Origin of the sequence: Kribbella sp. NPDC051586 (assembly GCF_044453965.1) — a bacterium.
Classification (GTDB): domain Bacteria; phylum Actinomycetota; class Actinomycetes; order Propionibacteriales; family Kribbellaceae; genus Kribbella.
The window spans coordinates 454,494-469,607 of record NZ_JBITDF010000003.1; the positions used below are offsets into that span (position 1 = coordinate 454,494).

General features: G+C 69.0%; 16 protein-coding genes. 11 read left to right on the top strand and 5 right to left on the bottom strand.

Annotated elements, in window-relative coordinates:
- The first annotated feature begins 183 nt into the window (after positions 1 to 183).
- On the top strand, positions 184 to 987 hold the full coding sequence (locus ACIA58_RS21075; protein WP_396405414.1) for a hypothetical protein: 804 nt from the start codon (positions 184 to 186) through the stop codon (positions 985 to 987).
- Here ACIA58_RS21075 and ACIA58_RS21080 read toward each other — a convergent pair.
- The gene (locus ACIA58_RS21080) at positions 984 to 2,207 is read right to left on the bottom strand and encodes a glycoside hydrolase family 71/99-like protein (RefSeq protein ID WP_396405415.1); all 1,224 of its coding nucleotides are present in this window, start codon (positions 2,205 to 2,207) and stop codon (positions 984 to 986) included. The genes ACIA58_RS21075 and ACIA58_RS21080 overlap by 4 nt on opposite strands.
- 159 nt (positions 2,208 to 2,366) lie before the next feature.
- On the opposite strand from ACIA58_RS21080, the gene ACIA58_RS21085 reads away from it, so the two are divergent.
- From ACIA58_RS21085 to ACIA58_RS21100, 4 genes are read left to right on the top strand one after another with little or no spacing between them, the layout of a single operon-like run.
- Positions 2,367 to 3,647, top strand: coding sequence for an ROK family protein (locus ACIA58_RS21085; RefSeq protein WP_396405416.1), 1,281 nt, complete (start codon positions 2,367 to 2,369; stop codon positions 3,645 to 3,647).
- 35 nt (positions 3,648 to 3,682) lie between these two features.
- The gene (locus tag ACIA58_RS21090) at positions 3,683 to 4,855 is read left to right on the top strand and encodes a Gfo/Idh/MocA family protein (RefSeq protein ID WP_396405417.1); all 1,173 of its coding nucleotides are present in this window, start codon (positions 3,683 to 3,685) and stop codon (positions 4,853 to 4,855) included.
- Positions 4,852 to 6,012 (top strand): xylose isomerase, encoded by a 1,161-nt coding sequence (gene xylA / locus ACIA58_RS21095; protein WP_396405418.1) that lies wholly within the window; start codon positions 4,852 to 4,854, stop codon positions 6,010 to 6,012. The genes ACIA58_RS21090 and xylA overlap by 4 nt, the downstream gene beginning before the upstream one ends.
- A 12-nt stretch (positions 6,013 to 6,024) precedes the next feature.
- Positions 6,025 to 7,026 (top strand): sugar phosphate isomerase/epimerase family protein, encoded by a 1,002-nt coding sequence (locus ACIA58_RS21100; RefSeq protein ID WP_396405419.1) that lies wholly within the window; start codon positions 6,025 to 6,027, stop codon positions 7,024 to 7,026.
- Here the strand turns inward: ACIA58_RS21100 and ACIA58_RS21105 are convergent.
- On the bottom strand, positions 7,023 to 8,081 hold the full coding sequence (locus ACIA58_RS21105) for an epoxide hydrolase family protein (protein ID WP_396405420.1): 1,059 nt from the start codon (positions 8,079 to 8,081) through the stop codon (positions 7,023 to 7,025). The genes ACIA58_RS21100 and ACIA58_RS21105 overlap by 4 nt on opposite strands.
- Before the next feature lie 59 nt (positions 8,082 to 8,140).
- On the opposite strand from ACIA58_RS21105, the gene ACIA58_RS21110 reads away from it, so the two are divergent.
- Positions 8,141 to 8,461, top strand: a complete 321-nt coding sequence (locus ACIA58_RS21110; protein ID WP_396405421.1) for a hypothetical protein — start codon at positions 8,141 to 8,143, stop codon at positions 8,459 to 8,461.
- Positions 8,462 to 9,181 carry a YqjF family protein gene (locus tag ACIA58_RS21115; RefSeq protein ID WP_396405422.1) on the top strand — a complete coding sequence of 240 codons (720 nt, stop codon included), beginning with the start codon at positions 8,462 to 8,464 and terminating at the stop codon, positions 9,179 to 9,181. It begins immediately after the preceding gene.
- On the opposite strand, the gene ACIA58_RS21120 is transcribed toward ACIA58_RS21115, so the two are convergent.
- Entirely contained in the window at positions 9,120 to 9,440 is a 321-nt protein-coding gene (locus ACIA58_RS21120; RefSeq protein ID WP_396405423.1) for a hypothetical protein, read from the bottom strand. The two genes, ACIA58_RS21115 and ACIA58_RS21120, sit on opposite strands and share 62 nt — an antisense overlap.
- Between ACIA58_RS21120 and ACIA58_RS21125 the strand changes: the two genes are divergently transcribed.
- From ACIA58_RS21125 to ACIA58_RS21135, 3 genes are all read left to right on the top strand, one after another.
- Positions 9,433 to 9,705 (top strand): MarR family transcriptional regulator, encoded by a 273-nt coding sequence (locus ACIA58_RS21125; RefSeq protein ID WP_396405424.1) that lies wholly within the window; start codon positions 9,433 to 9,435, stop codon positions 9,703 to 9,705. The two genes, ACIA58_RS21120 and ACIA58_RS21125, sit on opposite strands and share 8 nt — an antisense overlap.
- 73 nt (positions 9,706 to 9,778) lie before the next feature.
- Positions 9,779 to 9,946 (top strand): hypothetical protein, encoded by a 168-nt coding sequence (locus ACIA58_RS21130; protein ID WP_396405425.1) that lies wholly within the window; start codon positions 9,779 to 9,781, stop codon positions 9,944 to 9,946.
- Positions 9,943 to 10,731, top strand: a complete 789-nt coding sequence (locus tag ACIA58_RS21135; RefSeq protein WP_396405426.1) for a GNAT family N-acetyltransferase — start codon at positions 9,943 to 9,945, stop codon at positions 10,729 to 10,731. Before ACIA58_RS21130 ends, ACIA58_RS21135 begins: the two co-directional genes overlap by 4 nt.
- Here ACIA58_RS21135 and ACIA58_RS21140 read toward each other — a convergent pair.
- A complete protein-coding gene (locus ACIA58_RS21140) occupies positions 10,728 to 11,306 on the bottom strand; it encodes a GNAT family N-acetyltransferase (protein ID WP_396405427.1) in 579 nt (192 codons plus the stop codon). The two genes, ACIA58_RS21135 and ACIA58_RS21140, sit on opposite strands and share 4 nt — an antisense overlap.
- Positions 11,303 to 12,097 (bottom strand): SGNH/GDSL hydrolase family protein, encoded by a 795-nt coding sequence (locus ACIA58_RS21145; protein WP_396405428.1) that lies wholly within the window; start codon positions 12,095 to 12,097, stop codon positions 11,303 to 11,305. Before ACIA58_RS21145 ends, ACIA58_RS21140 begins: the two co-directional genes overlap by 4 nt.
- Positions 12,098 to 12,139: 42 nt before the next feature.
- Between ACIA58_RS21145 and ACIA58_RS21150 the strand changes: the two genes are divergently transcribed.
- On the top strand, positions 12,140 to 15,097 hold the full coding sequence (locus ACIA58_RS21150; RefSeq protein WP_396405429.1) for a sacsin N-terminal ATP-binding-like domain-containing protein: 2,958 nt from the start codon (positions 12,140 to 12,142) through the stop codon (positions 15,095 to 15,097).
- Positions 15,098 to 15,114: the final 17 nt, after the last annotated feature.

Here is a 15,114-nt window from a genome sequence, read left to right on the forward strand (position 1 = left end):
CCGGGGAATCTTCCTGTGCCTGGGGGTTGATCGTTGCGGTCTGCAAGGGCGGGGGAGCGGTGCGTGACGCCGTTGTTTTTCCTCTGGTCGTGGGTACCTGGAACATGCGACGATCGGCCACCGAGGGCACAACAGGGGACGCGCATCGCGTGGCGGGTGCCAGGCACTGATAAGTGAGGCTGCATGAACGGGCGGACAGCGCAGGAGAGCCGGATCCCGGTGAACGGATCAGCCAACGGGACCAACGGTCACGATCCGCAACCAGCCGCTCACCTCGAACCGCCGGCCGCGGAGCAGTCCGCACAATCCACACAATCCGCGCAGTCCGCTCAGTCGGACGGGCCGAACGGCCGCCGTCCTGAGCCGAAGCAGCCGATGCCGCCGGTGAAGCCGGCCGCATGGCAGCCGGACGAGCGGATCGCCGAGATCCGCACCGACACACCGCCACGCTCGGACTGGCTGTCCGAGGTGCGCGATCGTCCGCGGGCGCAGAGCAGTACGACGCTGCGTCAGTTCAACACCCCGGTCCGTGTCGACGAGATCGCGGTCGCGGCGATGACGCTGGCCGAGGACCTGCAGGCTGCGACGCAGAGCATGCCCGATTCCACCGAGTTGCGGCGGTTCCGGCACGAGCTCGACCAGGCCGCCACCACGTTCCGGGAGATGGCGACCAAGCTCGAGGCCACCGCCGGCAAACTCGTCCGGCTCGCCGCGAACGAAGGCCAGGTCTGCGGTGTCGGCTGGGGCGTCTGCCCCGAGCACGGCCTGACGCTGATGAACATCGGCGACACCGCGACCTGTCACGTCCTCGGCTGCGGCCGGCAGAACGAGGGCGAGGTCGAGCGCTGCGAGCACCCGGTCGCCTACAAGGTCGTCGATGCTGCCGGCCCGGCCCTGCTCACCTGCTCCGGCCACGCCATCGCCTGCCGGATGTACTTCGACAACCCGGTCATCACCGCGACCGCCGACAGCATGGAGCTGTTCTAGATCCGAGGCGGTGTCGGCCGTACCGAGGTCAGTGGCGCCTGGCCTTTGAACATGCGACCGCCGTCGTTGGTCAGTCGCAGGTAGTAGTCCGCCGAGCACGCCGTACCGTCCTCGTCGAGTGCGCGAATACCCGACCCGGACGGAACCCAGGCGGACGTCTCCGCGGTCTTCGCGATCTGGTTGCCCTCGTTGAACTCGTCGAACATCGAGATGTACATGCCCTGCACCCCGACCCGCGTCAGGTTGTAGAACTGCCGCCACATCAGATCGCCGTGCAGCCGGTGCCCGGACTGCAGATCGCCCGGGATCACACACGGCTGGTAGTCGATCCCGTGGGTGTTGCAGTCGGCCTGGTCCTGCTGGTTCACGTTGTTGTAGTAGTGATCCGCGCCCGCGATGTCACTGATCCGGCCGACCATCCATGGCGAGATCATGTTGAACGCGTGGTACACGTCCAGGTACCCGGGCCGCGAGTCCTCGTTGCCGGGCAGCCAATGGGTGGGCACGCCGCCGATCACGTAGCAGCCCTGGCCCTTGAACCAGTTCACGACGTCGAGGCAGACCGACGCCGGAAAGTCCTTGTTCGCCTCGTTGAACCCGAAGCCCCAGATGCACACCACGGGCTTTCCGTTCTGCCGCGCGTACGCCGGTGACGAGGTGTAAGCGCTCATCTTCGCGGACCAGTCGGCCTTCATCTCCGACTGCATGTTCGCCCAGCCGGTCGCGTCGTACATGACGTAGAACTTCCGCCCGTACTGCTCGGCAGCCTGCCGGACCTTCGCGGCCATCGCGTCGCGGGTCGGCCCTTCGCCGCCCGTCGGGTTGAACCGCTGCAGCGCGGCCGTGTCGCAGCCGTTCTGCTGCATCCATTGGAAGTGCGTGTTCACGGTCTGCTGGTCGTACGACGAGAACAGCTTGGCGGGCTGCCCGTTGCCGAGGTTCGAGTACGCGCTCTCGTACGTCGAGCTGAAGTCGCGCACGTCCGGCCAGCTCACGATCGCGGTATTCGTCGGCGAGGGCGGCTGACCCCAGTTGCTGCTCCAGTGCCACCACCCGTTGATCGGGGCGCCGTCTCCGGGGCATGCGAACCAGCCCTGGTAGCCGACGGTGATCTTGCCGACCACGTCTCCGGCCGGACTCGCGGCGAACGAGAGCTGAGATCTGCCGGCCACGGCAGCCGCCGCGGCGGTGGCGAGCAGGGAACGGCGGGTGAGTTTCATGAGTGTGCTCCTGGAGGGGGCGGACAGGAGGTGCGCCGCGAGCGTACAAATCTGGACAAAGTCCTGCAAGAACTTCACGGTTACGGAACTCTTGACGCCCGGTCAGCCTGAACTTAGTTTGTTGGATCAACAGACAAAGTCGAGGCTGGAGGCATCGAGATGACGTTGACCGACGGTCGCCGCCCGGGCAGCCGGGGTGTCGCCGCCGACCACGTCTCGCTCCGGCGCAACAACCTCTCGGTCGTACTGCGGCACGTCCGGGACCTCGGTCCGCGCTCCCGGGCCCGGATCGCCGACGACACCGGCCTGAACAAAGCGACCGTCAGCAGCCTCGTCGCCGAACTGGTCGAGCGTGGGCTGCTGCGCGAAGGCTCCGCGGACTCCTCCCGCGCCCTCGGCCGCCCCGGACTGCTCGTCGAGCTGGACGGGTCAGGCGTCTGCGGTGTGGGCGCCGAGATCAACGTCGACTACCTGGCAGTCGCCGCGCTCGACCTCGCCGGCGGCGTGGTGTTCGAGAAGCGGGTGCCGATCGATGTCGCTCACCTCGATCCTGCGACGACGCTCGACGACCTGGCGGAGCTCGTCCAGGAAGCTGTCGCGGCCGTCACAGCGGAGAGCGGGCAGATCGCCGGCGTCACCCTCGCGGTCCCGGGTCTGGTCGACGCTGCGACGGGCGAGCTGAGGCTCGCTCCGAACCTCGGCTGGAGCGAGGTGTCGGTGACGGAGGAGCTGCGGACCCGGTTGGGCGAGCCGACGTACCCGCTGCACGTCGACAACGAGGCAAACCTGGCCACGCTGGCGGCGTACGCCGAACTCCGCCGAGCCGAGGACAAGAGCGCGGTTCATGACCTCGTCCTCCTGACCGGCGCGATCGGTGTCGGTGGTGGCGTGGTCACCGGCGGGCATCTGCTGCGCGGTGGGCACGGCTACAGCGGTGAGGTCGGGCACATGCCGGTCGCGCCGCCGGGAAGGACCTGCGGCTGCGGTCGGACCGGCTGCTGGGAGACCGTCGTCGGACTGACCGCGCTGTTGCACAAGGCAACGGACAGGGACGACCCGGTGCGGGACCCGTCGCTGGACGTGGAGCAACGGCTGGCCTGGATCACCGGGCGGGCCGAGGCCGGGGACGCGCGGACGCTGGCCGCGCTGCAGGACGTCGGGAGCTGGCTGGGCATCGGGGGAGCGATCCTGGTCAACCTGCTGAACCCGGACGTGCTCGTGCTCGGCGGGTACTTCGCCGTGCTCGGGCCCTGGCTGCAGGAGCCACTGGAGAAGGCGATCCGCGACCGCGCGATCGTACCTGACGGCGGCGGCTGCCGGGTCGTCCGCTCGGAGCTCGGCTTCACCGCGGCCGTCCGCGGCGGCGCGCAGATCTCCCTCGACCAGGTCTTCGTCGACCCGACCCTGGTCGGACGCGCTGCGACCGGCGTCGCGCAATGACAGATCTCGAGAACTGACGAGAGCTAAGGAGAGTCATGACGAACCTGGGCATCGGCCTGATCGGCTACGCGTTCATGGGCGCGGCCCATTCGCAGGCCTGGCGGAGCGCGCCGCGCTTCTTCGACCTGCCACTGGACCCGGCCATGAACGTGCTGTGCGGCCGCAACGCCGACGCTGTCCAAGCGGCCGCGGCCAAGCTCGGCTGGAAGGAGACCGAGACCGACTGGCGCAAGCTGCTCGGCCGCGACGACGTCCAGTTGGTCGACGTGTGTACGCCGGGCGACAGCCACGCCGAGATCGCGATCGCCGCACTGGAGGCCGGCAAGCACGTCCTGTGCGAGAAGCCGCTGGCCAACACCGTCGAGGAGGCCGAGGCGATGACCGCGGCGGCCGAAGCGGCCGAGGCCAAGGGCATCAGGTCGATGGTCGGGTTCACCTATCGCCGCGTGCCGGCGATCGCGCTGGCCCGCCAGCTCGTTGCCGAGGGCAAGCTCGGGACGATCCGGCACGTGCGCGCGCAGTACCTGCAGGACTGGATCTCCGATCCGGAGGCGCCGCTGTCGTGGCGGCTGGACAAGTCGAAGGCGGGCTCCGGCGCGCTCGGCGACATCGGCGCGCACATCATCGACATGACGCAGTTCATCACCGGTGACACGATCGGCGAGGTCAGCGCGCGGCTGGAGACGTTCGTCAAGGAGCGTCCGGTGGCGGCCGAGCACTCCGGCCTCGCGGGTACGGCGGGGCCTGTTGACGCAGGGCGCGGACCGGTCACCGTCGACGACGCGGCCGTGTTCCTGGCGACGTTCCGCTCCGGGGCGCTGGGTGTCTTCGAGGCGACCCGCTTCGCGACCGGCCGGAAGAACGCGATCCGGATCGAGATCAACGGAAGCCTCGGCAGTCTGGCGTTCGACTTCGAGGACATGAACCTACTGCACTACTACGACGCAACCGATGACTCGAGGACGGCCGGTTTCCGCCGCATCCTCGCCACCGAACCCGACCACCCGTACGTCGGTGCGTGGTGGCCGCCGGGCCACCTGCTCGGCTACGAGCACGGCTTCACCCACCAGGTCGTCGACCTCGTCACTGCGATTGCCGACGGCACCGATCCGGCGCCGTCCTTCGCCGACGGACTGCAGGTCCAGCGCGTGCTGGCCGCGGTCGAGACCAGTTCCACATCCCGTCAATGGCAGGAGATTCCGGCATGAACAGCTTTACCCCGACCAAGGACGACAAGTTCTCCTTCGGTCTGTGGACGGTCGGTTGGCAGGGCGTCGACGTCTTCGGTACGGCGGTGCGCCCGGCGATGGACCCGGTCCACGCCGTCGAGAAGCTCGCGGAACTGGGCGCCGCGGCCGTGACGTTCCACGACGACGACGTCGTACCTGACGACAGCACTCGCGGGCAGGTGCTCGAGCGCTTCACGAAGGCCCTCGCCGAGACCGGCATGGGCGTCGAGATGATGACCACGAACCTGTTCAGCCACCCCGTCTTCAAGGACGGCGGCCTGACCGCCAACGATCGCCAGGTACGGCGGTACGCGCTGGCGAAGGTGTTGCGCAACGTCGACCTCGCTGCTGAGCTCGGCGCGACGACGTACGTGCTGTGGGGCGGTCGTGAAGGTGCCGAGTCCGGTGGTTCGAAGGACGTGCGGGCCGCGCTGGATCGGTACAAGGAGTCGATGGACCTGCTGTGCGCGTACGTCCGCGAGCAGGGGTACAACCTCCGCTTCGCGATCGAGCCGAAGCCGAACGAACCACGCGGTGACATCCTGCTGCCGTCGATCGGCCATGCCATTGCCTTCATCAACGATCTCGCCGACCCGGAGCTGGTCGGGATCAACCCCGAGGTCGGGCACGAGCAGATGGCCTCGCTGAACTACGCGCACGGCATCGCGCAGGCGTTGTGGCACGGGAAGCTGTACCACATCGACCTCAACGGGCAGCACGGTCCGCGGTTCGACCAGGACCTGAGGTTCGGCGCCGGCAACCTGCGCGAGGCGTTCTGGACGGTCGACGTACTGCAGGGGGCGGGAAGCTACCCGGCGTACGACGGGCACATCCACTTCGACTACAAGCCGCCGCGGACCGAGGACGAGGACGGCGTCTGGGAGACCGCGCGCGGTTGTATGCGGAACTACCTGATCCTGCGCGAGAAGGTGAACGCGTTCCGGGCCGACCCGGAGGTCGTCGAGGCGCTCGCAGCCGCGCGGGTCGGGGAGTTGAACGAGCCGACGCTGGCCGAAGGCGAGTCGCTGGCCGACATCCGCAGCGCGTCGTACGACCCGGACGCGCTGGGCGACCGCGGTCTCGGGTTCGAACGCCTGGACCAGTTGGCGATGGAACACCTCCTCGGCGTCCGGTAAGGGGCAGACGACATGGCTCGACCGATCACGTTGTTCACCGGGCAGTGGGCCGACCTCCCCTTCGAGGAGGTGGCCCGGCTGGCGGCGTCGTGGGGTTACGAAGGCCTCGAGATCGCCTGCTGGGGCGACCATCTCGACGTACGGCGGGCTGCCGAGGATCCGGCGTACGTGCAGGATCGTCTCGACATCCTCGAGAAGCACAACCTCAAGGTTTGGACGATCTCCAACCACCTGCTCGGGCAGGCGGTCTGCGACGATCCGATCGACCAGCGGCACCAGGCGATCCTGCCCGCCCACATCTGGGGCGACGGTGATTCGGAAGGCGTCCGGCAACGGGCGGCGGAGGAGATGAAGACCACCGCCCGGGCGGCGCGTGCGCTCGGCGTCGACGTCGTGGTCGGGTTCACCGGGTCGTCGATCTGGAAGACGGTCGCGATGTTCCCGCCGGTGCCGCCGGCGATGCTCGAGGCCGGGTACCAGGACTTCGCGGACCGGTGGAACCCGATCCTCGACGTGTTCGACGAGGTGGGCGTGAAGTTCGCCCACGAGGTGCACCCGTCAGAGATCGCGTACGACTACTGGTCGACGACCGCGACGCTCGAGGCGATCGGGCACCGGCCGGCGTTCGGGCTGAACTGGGATCCGTCCCACTTCGTCTGGCAGGACCTCGACCCTGTCGGGTTCCTGTGGGACTTCAAGGACCGGATCTACCACGTCGACTGCAAGGACGCGAAGCGTCAGGTCGGCAACGGCCGCAACGGGCGGATGGGCTCGCACCTCGCCTGGGGCGACCCGCGGCGCGGCTGGGACTTCGTCTCGACCGGCCACGGGGACGTCCCGTGGGAGGCGTGCTTCCGGATGCTCAACACGATCGGGTACGACGGCCCGATCTCGGTCGAGTGGGAGGACGCCGGGATGGACCGCCTGGTCGGTGCGGCCGAGGCCGTCCAGTTCGTCCGCTCGCTCGCCTTCGACGCGCCGACCGCGTCGTTCGACGCGGCCTTCTCGTCCTAGAGCTTGGCGAAGAACGCCCGGAGGTCCTCGATCACCAGGTCGGGGACCTCCAGCGCCGCGAAGTGGCCGCCGCGGTCGAACTCGGTGTAGTGCACGACGTCGAACTCCCGCTCGACCAGCTTGCGAACCGTGCTGTCGTTGGGAAACACGGCAAGCCCCGTCCGGACCGGGCACCAGGCGACCTCGGTGCCCCACGACGACTGACCTTCGCGGTAAAGCCTGGCCTGTGACCCCGCGGTCCCGGTCAGCCAGGTCAACGTCACGCTGTCCAGGATCTTGTCGTTGCTGATGGCGCCGATCCGGTGGCCGTAGTCGTCGTACCACTCCAGATTCCAGGCCAGCTGACCGACGGGGGAGTCGACCAAGGCGTACGACAGGGTCTGCGGTCGCGTGGCCTGGATCGACGCGTACCCGGACCGCTCGGCCTGCCACTTGTCCAAGCCGCTCAGCCGCTGCTGCTCGTCCTCCGTCAGCTCCTCACCCTGCGGAAACGCCAGGTAGCCGTCCAGGTGCAACCCGATCACCTGCTCCGGCGCCAACCGGGCGAGCGCCGGCGCGATCCGCGCACCCCAGTCGTAGCCGTGTACGCCGTACCGCTCGTACCCGAGCTGCTCCATCAGCGTCGCCCACGCCCGCGCGATCCGCTCGACGCCCCAGCCGGTGGCTGTCGTCGGGCCCGAGAACCCGAAGCCGGGCATGGTCGGGATCACCAGGTCGAAGTCCTCCGCGAGGGGCTCGATCAGGTCCAGGAAGTCGGAGTTCGCTCCCGGCCAGCCGTGCAGCAGGAGCAGTGGGATGCCCGACGATTGCCGGTGGATGTAGTGCACGCGCTGGCCGTCGATCTCGGTCAGGTACTGCGGCTGCGCATTGAGCCGCTCCTCGAACCGTCGCCAGTCGTACGACGCGCGCCAGTACTCCGCGACCTCCCGCAGTCGCTCGCGCTCCACGCCGTACGACCACTCGGCCTCCGGCAACTGATCCGGCCACCGGGCCGCGTCCAGCCGCCGCTGCAACTCGTCCAGCTCTGCCTGGGGTACCGCTGTCCGAAACTCCATACCTCCGACACTAGAAGGTGTAGCGGACACCAGCTGACCGCTACGGTTACGCTCGGCCTATGAGTGCTGGAAAGTACACCGCGCGCATCGTCGAGGTCCCGGACCACGGCATCAAGCTGGAGCCGGGGGAGGGCACCACCGTCCCGGACCAGCCGAACGAGGTGAACCTGCTCGGGATGGCGATCGCGCTGGCCCTGGGCGCGGCCGGATACCGGCACCACGAGGAGCAGCGCGACCCCGAACTGCAGACGCTGGACGCACTGCTCGCCGGTGACGCCGTGATGCCGTGGAAGCCGGCCGAGTCGGGGAGTACGGCGTACGTCGTCTGCGAGCTGAACGACGGGCGGCCGAGGTGCGAGATCCGTCCGACCGCCGACTAGGTGGTCTGGCCAGCGGCTCCGGCGCTGCGGCGACCGCGGATCCTGCGGCAGCGGTGGCTGGATCTGACCTTCGTGCACTGGGCGGTCGAGCCGGCCGCGGTTGCCCGGTTCTTCCCGCCCGGGACGCGTCCGGACACCTTCGAAGGACGCACGTACGTCGGTCTCGTGCCGTTCCGGATGGTCGACACCGGTTTGCCGCACGGTCCGGGCGTGCCGTACTTCGGCTCGTTCCTGGAAACGAACATCCGCCTGTACTCGATCGACGAGACCGGTCGGCGTGGTGTCGTGTTCCTCAGCCTCGACGCGAACCGGCTGGCCGTGGTCGCGGCGGCGCGGACTGTCTTCGGGCTGCCGTATCGATGGGCTCGCATGAGTCACGTGCGCGACCGCAGCCACCACACCTACACGTCGAGCTTGCGTGGGATCGAGTCAGCTGTTGGGATCTCGCTGGGGGAGCGCTTGCCGGTCGGGCCGCTTGAAGACTTCCTCACCGCGCGCTGGGGTCTGCACATCGAGCGCGCCGGCCGCACCTGGTACCTGCCCAACGAACACCCTCCGTGGATCCTGCACTCCGCGACGCTTACCTCGCTGGACGCTGATGCCTTGCTGAAATCCGTCGGTCTGGTGCCTCCGGGGCGGCCGCCGGATCATGTCGCATTCAGCGCGGGCGTGCCTGCTGCGTTCGGTCTGCCATCAGGCCAGCCGTCTCCTGGACGATGAACTTCAGGTCGACCTGGGTCGCCCAGCGGTTGACCTCGGCGGCCAGTTCTTGCGAGCCCGCGATGTCGCCTTCGTCGCGTAGCAGTACGGCGAGCAACGTCTGCTGGGCCAGTGCTCCGAGCAGATGCCCGACCTTCTGCCGCAGTTCGGTCGATCGCTCCCACTGTTGCCTCGCCAGCGCCAGGTCGTGAGTGGCGGCGGTGACGACGTCTGCGGCGGGAAGTTGGCCGTACCGCGAGACGCCAGGTGGGTTGGCCAAGCGGCTCGGGATGTCCGCGGCGGCGCTGACCAATCGGCTGGATGCGCTGGAGCGGCGTGGGTTCATCGACCGCGCGCACGACCGCGACGACCGGCGCAAGGTCGTCGCGACCCTCACCCGGACCGGGAGCGACCTCTGGGAGCGCGCCATCGGCGACATCAGCCGGGTCGAGGAGGAGCTGGTCCACCAACTGCCGGCCGCTGATCGCACCCGGCTCGACGACCTGCTGCGGCAGTTGGTTCTCGTCACCGAGAAAGATTCCTAGCCGCGGGATGTCAATCTGAGTCCGTCGGCGCCGACCTCTGGGTATAAGCGCCGAGAACCTGGAGGACCGACCGATGGAACCGCTGAACCTGATGGTCTCGCTGAGCCACTTCGCCAACGACAACCGCGATACCAAGCACGGCCTCAGCGAGCCCGCCGGCCGCGGTCATCGGCGTACGAACAAGAGCGCGCGTCGTCGCAGTTGGTGGGTGATCCGATCGCGTGTCAGAGTCCTTTCGTGACTGATGCCTCGAAGCGCGGGCAGTTGCTCGCCGTGTACGACGGCCAACTGCGCGGAACCAGTGAGAGCGCGGACGTGCCGACGAGCATGGACGGCCCGGTGATCCGGGTCGAGTACCCGAGCCGCGGGTTCGTCAGCTACCGCACGCTCGACGGTCTCGACAGCGCCGAGATCGACGCACTGATCGCCCGCCAGCGCGACTACTTCGCGGCGAAGGGCCAGTCGGTCGAATGGAAGCTCCGCGGCCACGACCGGCCCGCCGACCTGCCGGACCGGCTGCGGGCCGCCGGGTTCGAGCCCGAGGAGCAGGAGACCGTGCTCGTCGCCGAGAGCGCCGACATCGCCGAGCGCCTGCGCGGCCGCGACACGGTCGACGGCGTCACGATCCGCCTGGTCTCCGACCGCGCCGACTTCGAGCGGATCGCCGCGATGGAGTCGACCGTGTGGAACGACGACTGGTCCTGGCTGGCCGACGACCTGGTACGCCGGCACGCGAGCGGCACCGACATCTTCGTCGCCGAGGCCGACGGTCAGGTGGTCTCCGCCGCCTGGGCCGTGTACAAGAAGGGCACCGAGTTCACGGGCCTGTGGGGCGGATCAACGCTCGCCGAGTGGCGCGGCAAGGGCATCTACACGGCGCTCGTCGCAGTACGCGCCGCTCGTGCCGTCGAGCTCGGCTACAAGTACCTCCACGTCGACGCGTCCGACGACAGCTCCCCGATCCTGCAACGCCTCGGCTTCCTCGCGGTCACCACCACCACGCCGTACGTGTACAAGCCCGCCTAGCGGGCGGCGCGGTACATCGAGTAATGGGTCGGGCCGTGGTGAGGAAGCTCTAGCTCGGCGATCGTGGTGAAGCCGAAGGACTCGTAGAAGCCTACGTTTGCGGGGTCCTGGGTCTCGACGAACGCGGGGGAGTGAGCGGCGTCGGCCACGGCCAGACCCGGCTCGATGACCGCATGGCCAAGGCCTTGGCGTTGACGATCGGGATCGACCGCGGCGAGCGCGAGCAGCCACACCGGGTCGCGCGGGTGGAAGATGCCGATCGCCTGGCCGTACTCCGCGTTGAGCGCGGCCCTGGATCCGGCCAGCTCCTGGAAGGCGGCGGTGTGCGGGGCGAACGCGTCCGCCGGCATGTCCGGGGGGAACCAGACTGCGACCGCACTCACGTCCTCGGTGACCCACACCCGGCCGTGCGGCAGCCCGATCGCTTCGACGAACAGCCGGTGGTACTCCGTCAGTCGCTCGAGATACCCGTCCGGGTCTACGCAGGCCCGGGACATCGGATAGTCGACCAAGGCGCGGGTGAGGGTGCCGACGGCCGCGTCGACGTCGGACTCGGTCGCCTCGCGAACCTTCACGTCCGCAGCACCTCGAGGATCAGGCCGGCGACTGCACGCATGCCCGCCGCGTTCGGGTGGTACGGGACGAAGCCCCCGAGGCTCGGCGGTCGCAGCGTGAAACCGGTCGTCCACGGATCCGCCGTACCGACCGCGTGGTCAAGGCTCGCGGCAGACGCTGCGACCAGATCCGCTCCCGTTGCCGCCGCGGCCTTCGCGAACGCGCCGGCCAGGCCGTCGGCCATCATCGCGACGCTCGGCAGTTGTTCCTCGTTCAGCGGTACGTCGAGACGCGGCCGCGTGGCCGGACCGACCAGACTGAGGTAGTCGACGAGCAGGACGCGCGCCTCGGGCGAACGGTCCCGGGCTCGCTCGACCACAGTCGTCAACGAGTCCGCGACAGCCTGGTACGACGCCTCGGCCTTGAGGTAGCTGACCCGCGCGCGGATCCGGTTCGCGACCCGGCGGCCGAGGATCGTCGCGGGCTTCGCGACCGTGTTGAGGAAGCTCCCGCGCTGGAACGTGCCGACGTACTCGAGGTCGTTGCCGCCGACGGTGATCGTCACCAGGGCGGTGTCCGGCGTGAGCGCCTCGAGCTGCGGCGGTGCGTCGTCCTGTGGTGTGTCGAGCAGGTGTGCGGTGGTCGCGCCGGAGTACGTGACGTCGGTCAGCTCGAGCCCGAGCTCGGCCGCGACCAGATGCGCGTAGTTGTTGCCCGAGCGTCCGGCGGGAGGGTGCACGATCGGGTTGATCCCCGGTCCGGCCGCGAACGAACTGCCAAGGGCGACGTACCGGCTGCCGGATGCGATCACCGCACCACGATAGTCCTCCCGGAGGTGCGACATACTGCCTCGGTGACTGACGACGTGTTCGGTACGGCGGGAATCCGCGAACGGGTGCTGGCCGGATGGACGGCCGCACCTGTTCGCTTCCGTGAAGACGCGAACGCAGAGGAGGAACTGGCCCTCGGCGGGTACGTCGACCGGCTGGTGATCGAACTGGCCCAGAACGCCGCCGACGCGTCCGCCCGCGCCGGAGTACCGGGCCGGATGCTGTTCGAGTTCAAGAACAACACGCTGGTTGTGGCGAACACTGGTGCGCCGTTGACTGCGGAGGGCGTCGAGTCGCTGGCGACCCTGAGGGCATCAGCGAAGCGCGAAGAGCCTTCGGTGGGTAGGTTCGGGGTCGGCTTCTCCGCTGTGCTTGCAGTGACCGACGAACCGGTCGTCCTGTCGCGCACCGGCGGAGTGCGGTTCTCGAAGGCCGACACCGCGGCCGCGATCGCCGGACTCGCAGGTGATCTCGACACCGAGGTACGGCGACGTGACGGGCAAGTGCCTGTTCTACGGCTGCCGTTCGAAGCGGACGGCGAACCGCCTGCGGGGTACGACACCGCCGTCATCCTGCCCCTCCGCGACGAGGCGGCCGCGGCGCTCGTCCGGCGCCTGCTCGCCGAAGCCGACGACGCGCTCCTCCTCGCCCTTCCCGGCCTCCAACGCATTGAAATCGAAACCGACGACGACCACCGGGTACTGCAAGACGCCGAGTCCCGCTGGCACATCCACCGCGCCGGCGGCGTGTTCGACACTGCCGAACGCGAGCAGTTGCTGGCCGATCGCCCGAGCGAGGAACGCACGCGCCCGACCTGGTCGGTCGTCTGGGCCCTGCCCCGCAACCCGACGACCGACGTACCGGGAGTAGTCCATGCGCCAACACCCACTGACGAACTCGTATCGCTCGGTGCGTTGCTACTGGCAACTTTCCCGCTCGACTCGACCCGGCGGCACGTTGCCAAGGGTCCGCTGACCGATCGCCTGGTCGGGGAAGCGGCCGCCGCCTTCGCGGAGCTTCTGCGAGAGCGGGCCGAGGCCGGCGACGAGGTCCTCCAACTCGTCCCAACCGGCCTGGCGGCAGGCCCACTGGATCGAGCCCTCCGCGAACAGATCCTGGACCACCTCCCCGCCACTCCGTTGCTGAGAGCCGTGGAGGGCGGGGCTCTGCTGCGGCCGCGGGATGCGGTCGTGGTGGAGGGGGCGGACGACGCGTTCGACGAGAAGCTGGCGCCGATCGTGCCGGGCCTGATCAGATCGCGGCGTGAGGATCAGCTGGCGCTGGATGCCTTGCAGGTAAAGCGTCTGGAGCTGGCCGAAGTCGTGGATCAGCTCGGGGGAGACGAGCCGCCGGGCTGGTGGCGCGCGCTCTACAACTCGCTCGGCACCATGGTCACCGACGCGCTCATCCGGGAATCCCTCGGCACTCTCCCCGTCCCGCTGGCCGACGGTCGTCTCGTCCGCGGCGCCCGCGGTCTGCTGCTGCCCGGTCCGGAGATCCCGGTCGACATCCTCGCCGCGTTCGGCGAGTACGGCGTACGCGTCGTCCACCCTGACGCCGTCGACCCGGCCCTCGAGCGACTCGGCGCCATCCCCGCCACTCCACGATCACTCCTCGAAGACAGCGCTGTCCGTACGGCGGTCGAGCACTCCGCCGACGCCGACGACCCGGACGCGGTCGCCCACGCCGTACTCAGCCTCGTCGCAGCCGACCCAGCCCAGGCCGAGGGTCTCTGGTGGCTGAACGACCTCGTACTCCGCGACGCCGAGGGTGACCTCGTCCCCGCGAACGCCTTGGTTGTCGAGGGTTCTGCCGTCCAGAGCATCCTCGACCCCGACGAGGTCGCACCCATCGCAGGTGACCTCGTGGATCGCTACGGCCTGCCCGCGCTCGAAGCGGTCGGCGTCCTCGCGTCCCTCGGCCTCGTCACTGCCTCCGACGTCGCGCTCGACCAACTGCCCGAAGCCGTCCAGGACCTCGACGCCATCGAGGACTGGGCGTACGACGTCGCCCCCGACGGATCCCGCTACGGCGCGACGGTCGGCGAACTCGAAGCGATCCGCGACCTCGACTGGATCACCGACGACAACTGGCCGAAAGCCCTGCAAATCATCGGCTCCGAGCCCGATCTGCGCCGGGCACTCGTCACCCAGGTGCGCGTCGTCGGCCCGGACGACCGCCCACTCGGCGTACCGTCGTACGCCGCCTGGTGGATCCGCGAGCACGTCCTGCTCGAAGACGGCGAACCCCTCGCCGGCCGGGCGGACCCCGACGCCGAACCGGTCCTCGCGAGCTTCCTGGACGAAGCACCCGCCTGGACGGCCGGACTCGATCCCGAGGTCCGTACCGCGGTCGGTCTCGTCCGCGACGTCGGCGATCTCGATGCCGACGGCATCAGTCTGGTGCTCGAGCGGCTGGCAGACCCAGAACGCCAGGTCGATGCCGCATCGATCCTCCGCCTGTGGACCCGCCTCGGCACGCTCGCCCTGTTCCCGGGCGACGCTCCGGAGCAGGTCCGCGTGCTCGGCGCGGACGGCGAGACCCGGGTGATCGACGCGGACCGGGCCGTCGTCATCGACGGTCCGATGTGGGTGCAGCGGGAGGATCTGGGCGGGTTCGTGATCGCCTCCGGTGCGGCGGCCGACGGGCTGAGTGACCTCCTCGACGTACCGCCCGCACAAGAAGTTGCCGAAGGCAAGATCGACGGCCCGGGTACGGCGGCCGACGTACCGCCGATCGTGCGACAACTGGTGCCCGGGGTACCGGCGACCTGGTGGGAGCACGAGGAGCTGACGGTCGACGGCGTCGAGGTTTCGTGGTGGGTGGACGCCGACGGCGCGCCACACGCGGCGACCTTCGACGGACTTGCGAAAGCGCTTGCCTGGGCAGCCGGTCGCTGGGACCGCAGGCACGTTGTCCGTGCGGTTCTGAACGAACCGGACCGCAGTACGGAACTTCTGGTCGACGCCGTATACGACTGACCGGATCCGGCCGCCGC